Consider the following 13666-nt stretch of genomic DNA (forward strand, 5'->3'; position numbering starts at 1 on the left):
TACAGCGCCGCGCTGTCACGCCGCAGCGGCAATCCATCATGTCATTCTAATGGACACCCATAGCGGTGATTGCTACTCTCCTCACGCGGGATGGAAGGCAATCCTTCGACATCCCGCAGCTTCACTTCTTCGACTTCTGTCACGCTCGCGCTTCGGGTCGGCTCGGTCCGAAAGGATCGTGATTTCGGATCAGGAGGGTGCCGCATGAGGCGGCTGGCAGCGATCATGGACGCCGATGTCGTCGGCTACAGCCGATTGATGGGGCGTGATGAGACGGGGACCTTCCAGGCATTGAAGGCGTGCCGCAGTGCTTTGATCGCGCCTGCCGTTGCAGAGCATGGCGGGCGCATCGTGAAGCAGACGGGTGATGGTATCCTTGCGGAATTTTCGAGTGTCGTCGATTCCGTCGCCTGCGCCATGGCGATCCAGAATCGAATGCGTGAACGGGACGGGGGTGCCGGCGCCGAGGGCCTGCAACTGCGCATCGGCATCCATTTGGGCGACGTTATCGTGGAAGACGCCGACATTCACGGCGACGGCGTCACGGTTGCCGCCCGACTGCAGAGCCTCGCCCCGCCGGGCGGGATCTGCGTTTCCCAACAGGTCTATGACCAGGTCACATCGAGGCTCGATTTCCCGGTGACCGACTTCGGCCGGCGGTCACTCAGCGACGCCCACGCGCCGGTGCGTGTCTGGCGGTGGCAGCCGAAGGGGACGAGCAGCCCCGTGGCCGAGACTACCCTCGCCGACGACCGGCCGGTTCCGGATCAGAAGCGCCCGTCGATCGCGGTCCTGCCCTTCGCCAACCTCTCGAGTGTCGACGGCCAGGAACATTTTTCTGACGGTTTTAGCGAAGAACTCATCGCCACCCTTGCCCGCTGCCGTTGGCTGCGGGTCGTGGCCCGCAACTCCTCCTTCACCTACAAGGGCACCGCGGTCGATGTGCGCAAGGTGGCCGCGGACCTCGGCGTCAAATATGTGATCGAAGGCAGCGTCCGCCGCTCGGGCAATCGCATCCGCATCACCGCGCAATTGCTGAGCGGCGAAACCGGCATGCTGCTCTGGGCCGAGCGCTACGACCGGATGGTCGACGACGTCTTCGTCGTGCAGGACGAGATTGCCGGCCAGATCACCGGCACCATCCAGCCGGAGCTCGGCATCATCGAATTCGCCGCGCTGCGCGGCCACACGGCCGCCGATTTGGGCGCCTGGAACATCTATCTCAAGGGCCTTTGGCATCTCTACAAATTCAATCTCGACGATCTCAAGATCGCCAAGCAGCTGTTCGAACGGGCGATCGAGCTCGAACCCGGCTTCGCCCAGGCTCATGCGCGCCTTGCCTATGTCCACATCCAGCTCGGCTGGTACGGCCCGCTCGGCGAACGCGCCGAACGCATCGGCGACGCCGTCGCCCATGCCGAACGGGCGATCGCGCTCGACAACCGTGAATCGGCGGCGCACCTGGCCCTTGGCCGGGCGCTTGCGCTCAACGGACAGCCCGAACTCGGCATCAATCATCTGCGCAATGCGTTGAGACTGGATGCGAGCTTTGCCCAGGGCCATTTCGCCCTGGGGCAGGCCCTTTGCTATGTCGAACGGCCGGAGGAAGGCATTGCCGAGATCAAGGAGGCGTTCCGGCTCAGCCCCCGCGATCCGCATCTCTGGACGTTCCACAACATGCTGGCGATCGCCTACTACCAATCGGGCCGCCTGGACGAAGCCACCGCGGCAGCACGGGCATCGCTCCGCCAGGAAAACGTCACCTTCTGGCCGGCCATGGTGCTGGCGGCGACCCTCGGCGCCCAGGGGCCGACCGGCGAAGCCCGCGAAGCCGTCTCCAACCTTCTTCGCTGGCGCCCGGCCCTGACAACGGCGACGGCGCGGGCCGAATTCTATTTCGGCGACCGCCCTGCCATGCCGGAACAATTCGTCGAACGCTTCGTCGGCGACCTACGCCGCGCCGGTCTGCCGGATTAGCCTCGAGAATCCTCGGCCGTACTGCCCCTCATCCGCCTGCCGGCACCTTCTCCCCGTTTACGGGGAGAGGGACAAGCGGCGCCGTTTCACTCCCCTCTCCCAGCTTGCGGGGAGAGGGCTAATGCATGTCGCCCAAAAGTGTGCAGCGGTTTTGGGACAACGACGCGCATGAAAACAAAGAACTAAAGCGCGTTGCACGAATACGATTAAGCGCGACGCGCTTTAGGGTGAGGGGCTTTCCCCACCGCCCCTACTGCAGCGGCCGCCCTGGCGCTGCCGGCTGACCGTTCACGGCTCCGTGGGCCGCCGCCTCGTCTGTACGGGCGCTGTCGAGGCCGGTCGCCACGACCGAGACGCGGAAGGTGCCGTCGAGGGTGCGGTCGAAGATCGCGCCGACGACGATATCGGCCTCGTCATAGACTTCTTCACGGATGCGGGTGGCAGCCTCGTCCACCTCGAACAGCGTCATGTCCATGCCGCCCGAGATCGAAACGAGCACGCCCTTGGCGCCGCGCATCGAGACCTCGTCGAGCAGCGGGTTGGCGATCGCCGCTTCGGCCGCCTTCATCGCCCGGCTCTCGCCCGTCGCCTCGCCGGTGCCCATCATTGCGCGGCCCATGCCCTTCATCACCGTTTTCACGTCGGCAAAGTCGAGATTCATCAGGCCTTCCTTGACGATCAGGTCGGTGATGCAGCTGACACCCGAATAGAGCACCCGGTCGGCGATCATGAAGGCGTCGGCGAAGGTGGTTTTCGCGTCGGCGATGCGGAAGAGGTTCTGGTTGGGGATGACGATCACCGTGTCGGCGCTTTTGCGCAGCCGCTCGACGCCCAGTTCCGCCGTCTGCATCCGCCGACGGCCCTCGAAGCTGAAGGGTTTGGTGACGACGCCGACGGTCAGGATGCCGGCCCGCCGCGCCGCTTCGGCGATGACCGGCGCTGCTCCGGTGCCGGTGCCGCCGCCCATGCCGGCGGTGACGAAGCACATATGCGTGCCGCCGAGGTGATCCATGATCTCATCGATCGATTCCTGTGCCGCCGCATCGCCGATATCCGGCACCGAGCCGGCGCCGAGGCCCTCGGTGATCGCGGCGCCGAGCTGGATTCGCCGTTCGGCCTTGGACATGGACAGAGCCTGCGCATCCGTATTGGCGGCGATGAAATCCACACCCTGCAGGTTCTCGGCGATCATGTTGTTGATTGCGTTACCGCCGCCGCCCCCCACGCCGATGACGGTGATTTTCGGGCGCATCTCCGTGATGATCGGCTTCTTAAACTCAGTCATGCTCTTCTCCTTGGGCAGATCCCCGGCTGTCAAAGGCTGTCCGTCCCCCGGAACTTGCGATCGAAAGCGGCGCGGGCGCGAATCACGCGTTGTCATTGTAGGAATTCAAAAAAGCCACGGAGAAGGCAAGAGCGGCGAAAACAAGGCGCGTCCACAGCTACGTGCACGGGCAGTTGATGAGCCTTCTCGTCAGCGCATCGGCCCGAAAATCGGAACCGATTTTCGGAAAGCTCGATGCGCAGTTCAAAGAGTTACAGCGACCTTTGCGCGTCTGAAAAGACGCGCGGCGCTGTAAGAGGGCCGGCGAACAGGAACAAGGTCCAGGTGCCGGCGTTCATGCTGCACATTCACCAAAGGGAGTGGCTGCCATGGGCGTTAAAAATGCACCGACCGAAAAGGGCAAACAAGCTGCCCGCGGTCTACGCGACAGCGCTGCGAGAGAAGAGAAAAAGACCGAGGCGAGGAAGGGATCGGACCTCGCCAAGGGTGCCGACCGGGTCGACGAACGCTCCAGGAGCTCCGACGGCAGGAGCGCGGCAGCGAAGCAGAGGCCTAAGAAGTAGAGCGCGAGCGATCCACGGGATCGCCCGCAGGTAGGCTCGGGCCGCATAGAAGTGGCGCAGACGCCGCCTCAGTCTCTCTCCGAGGCGGGCGCGGTGTAGCGGCGGCGCACCGCTTCCGCCAGCCGCTTGCGGCTTTCGGTCGGGGCAAGCGAACGATCTTCCTCGATGGCCGCGGCTTCGTCCGAGAGTTCCGGGTCGCCGATGCGCTCGCTGAACCATTTCGAATAGTCGCCCGCCCGCAGGTGATGGTCCCAGGTCTCGTCGTCGATCCCCTCGGCGATCTGCAGGAACATCATCAAATTGTGGGCGCGCAGGTTCAGCTTGTTCTCCGGGCCGCGGAAATAAAAGCTCGCGTCCTCTCCGAGATGTCCCTCGGCATATTTCCGCGTGTGCCGCTTGCGGACCTGCTTCGGCTTTTCGACGCGGATGCGCTGTACCGGTGCGCCGGTCGAGCGCCGCCAGAAGAGGACCTCGTCATCCGACCGGCGCTGGTCGAGCCCGTCCGGCAGATCGTCTCCGGTCGCCTCGCAGAAGGTCTCGATGGCCTCGCGCCCCTTGGGGCCGAGCGCCGCAACCGCGGTTACCGCCGAAAGGGCCTTGGGCGAGACCGAATCCGGGTGAACGGTGATCATGATGGTTCCGGATCGGTCGTCGGAGAGCGCCAGCGACGCGCTGTCGCGCGCCGCGGGCATGAGATGATGGGCCTCGTCGATGATCAGCCAATGCGGCCTGCCCGTGCGCGCGCGCATCGCCGAAATGTCCGGCATCAGCTCGGCGAAAAACGCCGGCCGCTCGTCGAGCTCGAAGCCGAGGGCGCTGACGACGACGTTGTCGTCCGGATTGGCAAGGAGCTCCATCACCTGGCGATCCGTCGGCGTGACCGAACCGCTGCCGACCGTCACGGCACCTTCGAGATCTTCGTAATCGCCCTCCGGATCGAAGACGCAGAACTGGAAGCCCTTTTCGCGCAACCGCTCGGATAGCGCCGTGGCCAGCGTTGATTTGCCGATCCCGGAGCTGCCGGTAATGAGCAGCACGTCGGGCGGCGTTATCACGACGGGCCCGGTATCGTCCTCGCCGATCTGCACCTCATGGCGCGCATTGGTGCAGAACGCGAAATCCTGCGCGATAATCGCGCCGATCAATTCCTCGACGCCTTCGCCACGTTCGCCCTTGAGCGCGAAATCGGCGGTGTCCTTCACCGCAGGCAGCGCGTTCGCCACGGCGGCACCGCAGCCGCACATTCTCAACAGTGCGTGGTCGTTTTCCGCATCCCCGACAGCGACCACGTTCAAAAATGAGAGCTGCATTTCCTTGAGCGCGGCCGTAAGCCCGGTCGCCTTGTTGACCCCGCTCGGCAGGACCATGACGGCGCCCTTGTTGAAGATGATTTCCAGTTCGAGGCCGAGCTCGTGGATCGCTTCGAGCGCGGCTGTCTGGTGCGGCTCCCAGGTGGCGACGATCGTGCGCCCGACCGAGATGTTGTCAACGCCCTTCTCTCTCAGGAGCTCGACGAATTCCGCCGGCGGCGCCGGCGCCAGCGGCCGCTCCTCTTCAGTCTCCGGCGTGTAGAGGAGCGCGCCATTCTCGGCGACGATCTTGTCGAAAAGATCGGTCTCCGGGAAGACGCTTTTCAGATCCGGCAATTCCCGTCCGGTGACGAGCAGGAGCTTGCGGCCTGTCTCCCGTAGTCTTTTCAGCGCTTCGAGGCTTTCCGGCCTGACCGCGCCGTGATCGGCCAAGGTCCCGTCATAATCCGTCGCAAGGGCCATGTAATACATGCGGGCTGCCTTTCTCCTCGGAGCTCGTACTGCAGGTGGAACGTGAAAGCCTGATGCTGGTTCCCGCCTCCTGCAGGTCTCCCTGCCTCGATTGAGGAACCGAGACATGCAGCGACTCAAAGTGCATGCCCTCCGGCAGTTATCTCGCGCACCGCCATGGCAGCGGCAGCGGACCGAGGGGCGGCGTGCCTCCCTCAATCAAAGGGGCGCCGCGGCCAACCCGCAGCTTAGGATGCGCGATCCCCGATAGCGGCTTGCAACTGCGGATCAAGAATCCCGGTCGCGACCACGGTTTCGAAGTACTCGACCTTGAGGTCGAATGACTTCAAAAGCTTCTGCGTGCTCGGCTTGACGACCGCGTCATCGAAGGCAGCGCCTTCGAAATGAGCTGAAGAGTCCAGATCGCTCCAGAGCGATACGACGACCAGTTCATTGTCCTTTCCGCCGATCTTCGTCGCCAGAGATGCACCGAGATGGCCGGGCAGTTCGGCCATTTCTTGAAAGGTCGTGCGCCGAAGGTGGTCAGCATATTGATTAAGCACTTCGTCCGTTCCGGCCGATGCACGCCACCAGCGAATGATCATGTTTTTCTCCCTTGTTCCAAATCCACGAGTCGACCGGGGTTTTTCTTCGACCGCTCCGCGCTAATTGTAGGATCGGAAACTTCCTGTAATCGCAACGCATGATCGACGATAGGCTTCCTCAAACAGCAGAAGCTCCGGGTCCTTCGGGTCGACGGGCCGCATTGCCCAGGATTGCCCACTATCGTCTACGGCTTGGAGGATCGTGAAGCGCGATAGCCGGACCGAGCCCACTACCGCGCCATCGCGTCCTTCAGGACGGCGACCCCGCGGGCAAGGCGTTGCCGGCCGGGCCGCGCGCCTCCATGACTGCCGCCCGGACGAGTGCCCGACGGCGCAGCATCAAGGCGTAGACCGCCGCATACAGGCCGATGACGACCACACCGACCCACTCGATCTTGAAGGGCGTGAACTGGTAGGCCATCACGAGACCCAGCTGAAGAAAAAAGTGCAAAGGATAATAGGTCGAGCCCAGCCGTGTTTTCGTCCAGCCAAGATTGAGGCCGTAGAGACGGATCAACGAATCGAGTGAATTCACCACGAAAACGATGCCGACTGTCACCATGAACCAGTTCAACCAGGCGGGTATGGTAATCTGCTGCTCGAAGTAGATGTAAAGCACTGCGAACCAGACCGCCAACGGGATTGACGGCAAAAGGATCATCGCGCCGGCGAGCCGCCATGTCCTGAGGCCCCCGACGAACATCGAAACGAACTGGCCGATCATGATGCTCCACGAGAACCACCAGAAAAGATAGAATTCGTGATAGGCGGTGATCGGGCTTACGAAGTGATGCAGATTAGCAAAATAGTCCGACAGCAGGCCGAGATTCGACGCGAGGCCGCCCAGTCCAGCAGCGCTATAGTAGTAGGAAGCCGCCAGTACGGCGACGATCGCCAAGGCCACGAACATCCATGTCGAACTGACGGCCAGCCACTTCATGAAATTGATGTTTCCGCTGGAGTAGACCGATATCGCGATGACGCAGACGACGATCGCCCAAAGCGTCGTCGCTGAAACATCGCCGATGTAGCTCGGCAAGGCCGTGAGGAAGAGGTAGCAGGTGAAGGCGCAGGTTGCGATCACCGTGAGATTGTAGACCCATTTGACGATCGGAATCTCGAAGATCTGCAGCCGAGGTTCGAGCACGACGAAGTAGAAGGCCGAAAGAAAGTACATCATCCAGACCAGCGGTCCCCACATGCCGAACTCGATGGCAAGCGGGTTGGTGAACCGGTAAGCCTCGTCCGCCGCATAGGCCGGAAACTCGGTCAGCGGCAGCATGACCAGGCCCATGTCCAGGCCGGCTGTGAACAACAGCGCGACGAAGGTAAATGTGCCGACCGGGGTTTGCCCGCAACAGCGGACATTGCCCCAGCGCAGGATGACGAAGACAGCGCTGATTAGAACCGCCAGATAGGCGGTGCTGATGATGTAACTCACTGATGACCTCCCTTGCGGCAGTTCCGCCGGATTGACCGAGAGGGGAAATGCCGCTCGTACGACGCCACAGGAACGGCAGAGATCTACGTCGGAGAACGACGCTACGATAACCAAATGCGACGAAAGCGGCTCGCGTGTTCGGAAGAGTTTTCTTTAATGGGGGACGCGGATGATCGCAAGGGTGGTGCCGATATCTTCCGGAAAGCCCATTCGGAGTTCGAAGTTCCGGAACCGTTGGCGGCCTGTTCCGTTGGTGCGTCGAGGTATCCACGAGCAATTTGTCCGGAAGGGTTCAGGTGCGATGGATCTCCTGCGGTGGATATCCGGCCATGGCCAGCTGATCTCGGCGCTTACCGGCGTCGGCATGCTCCTGGTCTGGGTCATCTATCTGCAGGTCTTCATCAGCAGCTATCGCAGGCAATTGCGGGCGACGCTCCTGATCGCGCGCGGCGCGGGCGACGGCCTGGAGGCCCGCTGCTTCCTGAGCAATATGAGCTCGGGACCGGTTTACGTGCAGAGCGTGATCATCACGCTCGAAACCGCCGATGGAACACTGATCAGGCCGGCGACCGATATTCAGGACGGCGAAGGCAGTCCGATCGAGCGTACGCGCCAGGGGCCGCTTCAACCGGGCGATATCCGCGACATCGGGTCCTTCCGCAGCCTGATCTGCCACGCGCTCGAAGCCGCCGATGATCAGGCCGAGATCGTACAGGCAATGGTCATCGAAATCCTTGGCGTCTACGGCTCCGAGGACCTGCCCGTCGGCGCCCGCCGTCGCTTCATCCTGGCCAAAACGCAAGGCCGGATACGCCTGCGGGGGGACACGATCGAGACGCAGCAGATCAGGAAAAGACGCGAGCGACGAAGGTTGATCTCGGAACTCAAACGGGATCAGTAGCATCTACAGCGCCCTGCGTCCTTTTCGGGCCGACGCGGCTAGCCGGACGGCAACAGTTGCGCGGACGTCAGAGGATGCTCAGCGAGCCGTCGCTCTCGAGCACCACGGCCTCCACGTCCTGCAGATCGCGATGTCCGTTCGAGCGGACTGCGCTCAGCACCTCATCTTCCGTGATCCGCTCTCTTTTCATCGCGCGATGACAGAAGACGCCCTCGCGCGCAAGCAGCGTCGGCTCCGCCCGGACGATCTTTGCCGCCGTCCTGGATCGAACGGAGACGAATGTGACCAGGTATTGCAACCCGACCAGCAATGCCAGGGCCGTTGCTCCTTCCGCCAATGCGATCGATTCCTGAAGGAGGATGGCGGACAGCGTGGACCCAAGAGCGACGGTGACGACGAAATCGAAGGCATTGAGCTTCGCAAGGGTCCGCTTCCCTGAAACCCGGAGAAACAGAACGAGCGCAGCATAGGCCATCGTGCCGACGATGAGGGTGCGCAAGATCCCGGACCATCCATGAAAAAGCAGCGGTTCGAAGTCCATCGGTTTTCCTCCAAGTTTGCCCCGGGAACTTTAGGCTCGGTCCCAAGCCTAGAACCCGATGATGTTCCCGTGTTGCTCGCCCGTGCTTGCGGTGCGGCTAATTTCCTTGGCGCTCCCGCTTCTCTCAGAGGTGGCCAGAATCCGCGCGGTTACCCGAGATAGGTGGTCAGCAGGGCAAAGAAGGCGAAGCCGCCGGCGAACGAGACCGTCGAGATCAGCCGCGGCGGTGTCGGTTCATCGGCCTGGGGCAGCGTATCCTCGACCGTGGTGAGGAGCAGGATCCCGACGACCAAGGCCAGCGCGGCATTCTGGATGTCGGCTTCGAAGTCGCGCAGCACCCAGAAGCCGATCGTCGCTCCGAGGAACAGCGGAAGCGCGAAGCCGAAGGCCGCGAGGATCCGCATCCGCCGGCCGACCCCCTCGCTTCGAAAGTTGGATACCGCCGCAAATCCGCCCGGAATATTGGCGACGAGCTGGCTGAGAGCGAGGATGAGACCGAGCCAACTCGAGACCGCCGATCCTATGCCGGTCATGAGCCCGTCACCGAACAGGTCCGCCGCCACCGCCGTATAGACCATCCAGCCTGCGGTGCTTCCGCCGGGTTGCGAGCGTCCTTGCAGCCACTTGACGCCCTTGGCCAAAAGCACGGAGAAGGCCGCCCCGCCGAGGAAGGCCACGACCGCCAGCCCGATAGGCGTGCTCTCCAGAATGCGCGGCATGAGCTCCACGCTCACGACGGCGATCGCTACGCCCGCTGCGGCATGGAGCGCGGACCCGACCACCCACTCGGGAGCGCGGGTGCTCTCGGCGATCGCGCTTCCGATGCCGCTACCGCCGGCCGGCAGCAAAGCGATTGCCAGCACGAGAAGATATTCGCTCATGGCTATTTGGCCCTCGACGTGGCGGGCCCTGCTCTTCGAACCTCTTCGGTGGTCAATTCGCCTCGAACGGGGTCGAACAAGAATCGTTCCACTCACGGCGAGTCCCATGCGCGCGGCAAGGAACATTTTCGCCCGCGCGCGATTGGCTACGGGTGCGGCAACAGGGCCGCGAATAACTCTAAGCAAGGCGTGTCCAGCGAGCGCACTGCATGGACAGTGCTGGAGGGTTACGCGCCGCCGAGGAGGAAACCATGCGAAAGAGTGGCAGAATTCTACTTGCTGCCGGCCTGCTATGCGGGACGGGACTGACAACTGCCTTTGCCCAGGAAGCCAACCAGGCAGGCGATCTGCAGGGATGCGAAAGGCTGACCCAGCTGATCCAGCAGAACGAAGACCGGCTTCGCGACGAATGGATCAACCAGGCGAACACCGCAGTGCGGCAGAACAGGGAGCAGCGGTGCTCGCAATATGTGGCACAGGCGGAGGATGCCTTGCGCGAACTCGACCGGGAAGAGGCCCGGGATCAGCGCGCCGGCAGAGATCGTCAGCAACAGGGCCAAACGGACGATCGCGGCATCATGATCGAGCAGGCCGAACCGCGGATCACGATCCAGCAAGGCGCGCCCGAGATAACCTACGCACAGCCGCAGCCGCGGGTAAACGTGCAGCAGGGCCGACCGGAGATCCTCGTCAGACAGGCGGAACCGACGATTCGCGTCGAGATGCCGCAGCCGCGGATCACCATCCAGCAGCCGGAGCCGGAAATCATCGTTCGGATGCCGGAACCGGACGTATCGGTCTCGATGCCCGAGCCCGATATCGAAGTCTCGCGCGGCGAGCCTCAGGTGCAGGTCCAGGAACCGGAAGAGGAGCCGGTCATCAGGCGCCGAGCCGCACCGGAGCAACAGGCACGCGTGAATGTCCAGAGGCAAGAGCCGCAGGTGCGCTTCGAACGGGCCGAACCGAATGTCGAGTTTGAAATGACCGGCGAGCCGCAAGTGCGCTTCGAGCGGACCGGCGAGCCGCAAGTGCGCTTCGAGGGGACGCAGCAAGCCGCCGCAGGGGATGAAGACACCCGTCAGCCGCAAGCCAGGCGCCAGCAGCAGGCACGGGCCGACCAGGAAGTCGGACGGGAACAGACCGCGAGCATCGAGCGTCGGCAGATGACCGACGAAGCACGCCGCATGCTTCGTGGCGACGACCGGGAGCAGGCTGAGGGTCGAACCTGGCGCATTCTCGTCTCGGACCTCGTCGGCCGCGACGTCGTGAACCGCCGCGGCGAAGAGCTCGGCAGGGTGGATCGCGTGATCCGCTCGAACGATCGCCTTTATGTGGTTCTCGAACATGGCGGCTTCCTCGGTCTCGGCGAGGACGAGGTGGCCGTGCCGCTGGACCGCATCTCCTCCGTCCGGGGCGACGACCAGCTTCTGATGCGGGGGATGAGCGAAGAAGACATCGAGGCCATGCCGAATATCAGTTCGGAAACTGGCACCGAGCTTCGCACCAATATGCAGGTCGAGATCTCCGAGTCTTGATCCGATTGCGCGTACCGAACCCGCCCGCGGCCTCCGGACCGCGGGCGTTTCGTTGGTGTGGGGGAGTCTCGCGACCGCTTCAGCGGCGATCGCCGCGGCCGTATCTCCGGATCACGACGGGCTTCCCGCGCCGAGCCATTACCGCAGCAGCGCGGCGTCTTCGCGAGCCCTGCCCAGGACGTAGCCGATATCCTCCGGCAACATGAAGCCATCAGCGACCAGTGCCTCCGCGGCGCTCTTGACCGCCATCAGATATGCATCCTCGTCGGGATAGCGCTCGCCGAGGGACTTTCGGTCATCGGCCTTGCTCCGCTCCTTCGGAAAGGGGATGAAGGTGCCGGAGAGGCTGCAGAGCTCGCCCTCCGCGAAGCCCTCCCTTCGAAGGTTCCAGCCGGCATAGGTTCCGAGCGGCGCCTCGACATTGGCCATCCTAATGCCTCCCAACGGATTGCCGTCGTCGTCGAGGCCAGGCACGGACACCGGATAAGCCTTTCCCCGCACCGGCGGCTGTGAAGAATAGTCCATCACCCTGAGCTCGTTGATAACAGGCCGCGCCACCTCTCCGCCGATCCTCGGCAGCTTCAGATCTTCAAGGCGCACCAGCGTCGCATCGGTCAGGCTGGGATAGCGGCTGGCGGGCGGTGCCTTGTTCTTCGATATCCAATTCGCCAACGCGACATAAAGCGCCCGCATCACGGGTGCCGCACTCAGCGGATTGGTCGGAAAGGCGCACGCAGCCTCCTCCTTCGACTGGGCTGACCAGCCGTTGAAATGCGGCGCTCCGGCAATGAAGTAGAGCCGCACCCCGTCAGGCATCTCCAGGGGCTCGCCAGCGGGCGAGGTGGTGACAAGCGAAGCACGAGCCTGCCAGAACTCGGTAGACGTGTCAGTGTGCATGATCTTCGGGCATGTGGCCGTGGCGCGGCATGCGGAAAGAATGCTGCCGCTTTCGCCGGTGAGCGGATCGGTGGTCTCCGCATAGGTGAAGGGGAATTGATCGCCCGGATAGTCGTGATCCTCGTGCTGGCGCGAATACCGGCCCGGCTGCGCGAAGCGGAAATTGGTAAAGGTCTTTCGCGATCCGGCGATGTGCGGGATGGCTCCGTCGAAAACCCTGTTGCCCGCCTCGTCGGCGTTGAAGCCGTGATAGACCAGGTCGCGCAGGAAGCGTCCCGATTGCGAGACACCAAGGGCGATCGTGTGCTCCACGCCGTCCAGCGGGCTCTGCACGCCATGGCCATGGTTGCCCCGGAGGAAGGAAACAAGGTCGCTCGTCGCGGCGAAGGCAAGGCCGGCGGGAACCGCATCCTTGGCCGGATATGAATTTGACTCATCGCCCATGGGCGACTCGTACGGCGTACGATTCACTCGCATCGTACGCCGTACGAGTCAACCGTCCAGAATCGACATTCTTCGCATTGTCGGCTTAGATCGGCGCCCGGATCAGCGAGGAAGACGCATGGCAGACAAAGACAGCGGTGCCCGGAGCAAACGGTCTCGACAAAGAGGTGTGTCGCTCCAGTCCGTGCGGGAGCCGCGTAATGAACCGCCCCTCTCTCTGGAACGGATCGTGGCGACCGCGGTAGAACTCTTGGACGCCCACGGGATCGACGGACTGACGATGCGTCGGTTGGCCGATCGCCTCGGCTCGGGCGCGATGAGCCTGTACTGGCATGTCGACAGCAAGGAGGAGATCTTCGATCTGGCGCTCGACGCAGTGCTAGCATACCGCGCTCCGCCGCAAAGCATGGAGTTTCGAGACTGGCGCGGGGAAGTCGTTCATATGCTCGAAGACTGGCGCGCGAGCATGCTGCGCCATCCCTGGTCGGCGTCGCTATTGCCGCGCCGGGCGCTCGGCCCCAACATCCTCGGCCGCCTCGAACTGCTCGGCAAGACCTTGTCCAGAGCCGGAGTCGCGGACGCAGATCTGAACGTTGCGATATGGTCGCTCTGGAACTATGTGATCGGCGCTACCTTCACCCGGGCGAGCTTCGACCGCTCGGACGACGACAGGGCCGCCGCTCAGCAACGCCTTACAGGCCTCAGCGAACACTTCCCGACAATCGAGCGCTCGCGTCTGCTGTTGGATGGCGATTGGGAGGGCACTTTTCGGAATGGCCTCGACTTCCTCCTCGATGGCCTTGCTCCGAAAACATGAACATGTCCTGACGGAAGTG

Annotated in this window: 12 protein-coding genes; 5 read left to right on the forward strand and 7 right to left on the reverse strand. The window is 63.2% G+C overall.

Features of this window, described 5'->3' with window-relative positions; genetic code table 11:
- Nucleotides 1-204: 204 nt before the first annotated feature.
- Entirely contained in the window at nucleotides 205-1977 is a 1773-nt protein-coding gene (locus tag SJ05684_RS09885) for an adenylate/guanylate cyclase domain-containing protein (protein ID WP_034850851.1), read from the forward strand.
- A 250-nt stretch (nucleotides 1978-2227) separates the two neighbouring features.
- On the opposite strand, the gene ftsZ is transcribed toward SJ05684_RS09885, so the two are convergent.
- The gene (gene ftsZ / locus SJ05684_RS09890) at nucleotides 2228-3262 is read right to left on the reverse strand and encodes a cell division protein FtsZ (RefSeq protein ID WP_034850852.1); all 1035 of its coding nucleotides are present in this window, start codon (nucleotides 3260-3262) and stop codon (nucleotides 2228-2230) included.
- A gap of 368 nt (nucleotides 3263-3630) precedes the next feature.
- On the opposite strand from ftsZ, the gene SJ05684_RS30370 reads away from it, so the two are divergent.
- On the forward strand, nucleotides 3631-3825 hold the full coding sequence (locus SJ05684_RS30370; protein ID WP_034850854.1) for a hypothetical protein: 195 nt from the start codon (nucleotides 3631-3633) through the stop codon (nucleotides 3823-3825).
- Between the two features lie 68 nt (nucleotides 3826-3893).
- Here SJ05684_RS30370 and SJ05684_RS09900 read toward each other — a convergent pair whose 3' ends face one another.
- The 3 genes from SJ05684_RS09900 to SJ05684_RS09910 form a co-directional block, all read right to left on the reverse strand.
- Nucleotides 3894-5606, reverse strand: a complete 1713-nt coding sequence (locus SJ05684_RS09900; RefSeq protein ID WP_034850856.1) for an HAD family hydrolase — start codon at nucleotides 5604-5606, stop codon at nucleotides 3894-3896.
- A gap of 227 nt (nucleotides 5607-5833) precedes the next feature.
- On the reverse strand, nucleotides 5834-6190 hold the full coding sequence (locus SJ05684_RS09905) for a hypothetical protein (RefSeq protein ID WP_034850858.1): 357 nt from the start codon (nucleotides 6188-6190) through the stop codon (nucleotides 5834-5836).
- A 250-nt stretch (nucleotides 6191-6440) separates the two neighbouring features.
- Nucleotides 6441-7631 carry a BCCT family transporter gene (locus SJ05684_RS09910; RefSeq protein WP_050979897.1) on the reverse strand — a complete coding sequence of 397 codons (1191 nt, stop codon included), beginning with the start codon at nucleotides 7629-7631 and terminating at the stop codon, nucleotides 6441-6443.
- Nucleotides 7632-7932: 301 nt separating this feature from the next.
- On the opposite strand from SJ05684_RS09910, the gene SJ05684_RS09915 reads away from it, so the two are divergent.
- Nucleotides 7933-8532 carry a hypothetical protein gene (locus tag SJ05684_RS09915; RefSeq protein WP_244426578.1) on the forward strand — a complete coding sequence of 200 codons (600 nt, stop codon included), beginning with the start codon at nucleotides 7933-7935 and terminating at the stop codon, nucleotides 8530-8532.
- Nucleotides 8533-8599: 67 nt separating this feature from the next.
- Here the strand turns inward: SJ05684_RS09915 and SJ05684_RS09920 are convergent, their stop codons facing one another.
- Nucleotides 8600-9073: a DUF421 domain-containing protein gene (locus SJ05684_RS09920; RefSeq protein ID WP_050979898.1), complete on the reverse strand. Its 474-nt coding sequence runs from the start codon at nucleotides 9071-9073 to the stop codon at nucleotides 8600-8602.
- A 149-nt stretch (nucleotides 9074-9222) separates the two neighbouring features.
- On the reverse strand, nucleotides 9223-9954 hold the full coding sequence (locus SJ05684_RS09925) for a ZIP family metal transporter (RefSeq protein WP_034850859.1): 732 nt from the start codon (nucleotides 9952-9954) through the stop codon (nucleotides 9223-9225).
- Between the two features lie 251 nt (nucleotides 9955-10205).
- Here SJ05684_RS09925 and SJ05684_RS09930 point away from each other — a divergent pair, with 251 nt between their 5' ends.
- Nucleotides 10206-11489, forward strand: a complete 1284-nt coding sequence (locus SJ05684_RS09930; RefSeq protein WP_034850862.1) for a PRC-barrel domain-containing protein — start codon at nucleotides 10206-10208, stop codon at nucleotides 11487-11489.
- Between the two features lie 138 nt (nucleotides 11490-11627).
- Here the strand turns inward: SJ05684_RS09930 and SJ05684_RS09935 are convergent, their stop codons facing one another.
- The gene (locus tag SJ05684_RS09935; RefSeq protein WP_244426579.1) at nucleotides 11628-12830 is read right to left on the reverse strand and encodes an alpha/beta hydrolase domain-containing protein; all 1203 of its coding nucleotides are present in this window, start codon (nucleotides 12828-12830) and stop codon (nucleotides 11628-11630) included.
- Between the two features lie 118 nt (nucleotides 12831-12948).
- On the opposite strand from SJ05684_RS09935, the gene SJ05684_RS09940 reads away from it, so the two are divergent.
- Nucleotides 12949-13647 carry a TetR/AcrR family transcriptional regulator gene (locus tag SJ05684_RS09940; protein WP_034850865.1) on the forward strand — a complete coding sequence of 233 codons (699 nt, stop codon included), beginning with the start codon at nucleotides 12949-12951 and terminating at the stop codon, nucleotides 13645-13647.
- Nucleotides 13648-13666: the final 19 nt, after the last annotated feature.

The organism is Sinorhizobium sojae CCBAU 05684, assembly GCF_002288525.1.
Lineage (GTDB): Bacteria > Pseudomonadota > Alphaproteobacteria > Rhizobiales > Rhizobiaceae > Sinorhizobium > Sinorhizobium sojae.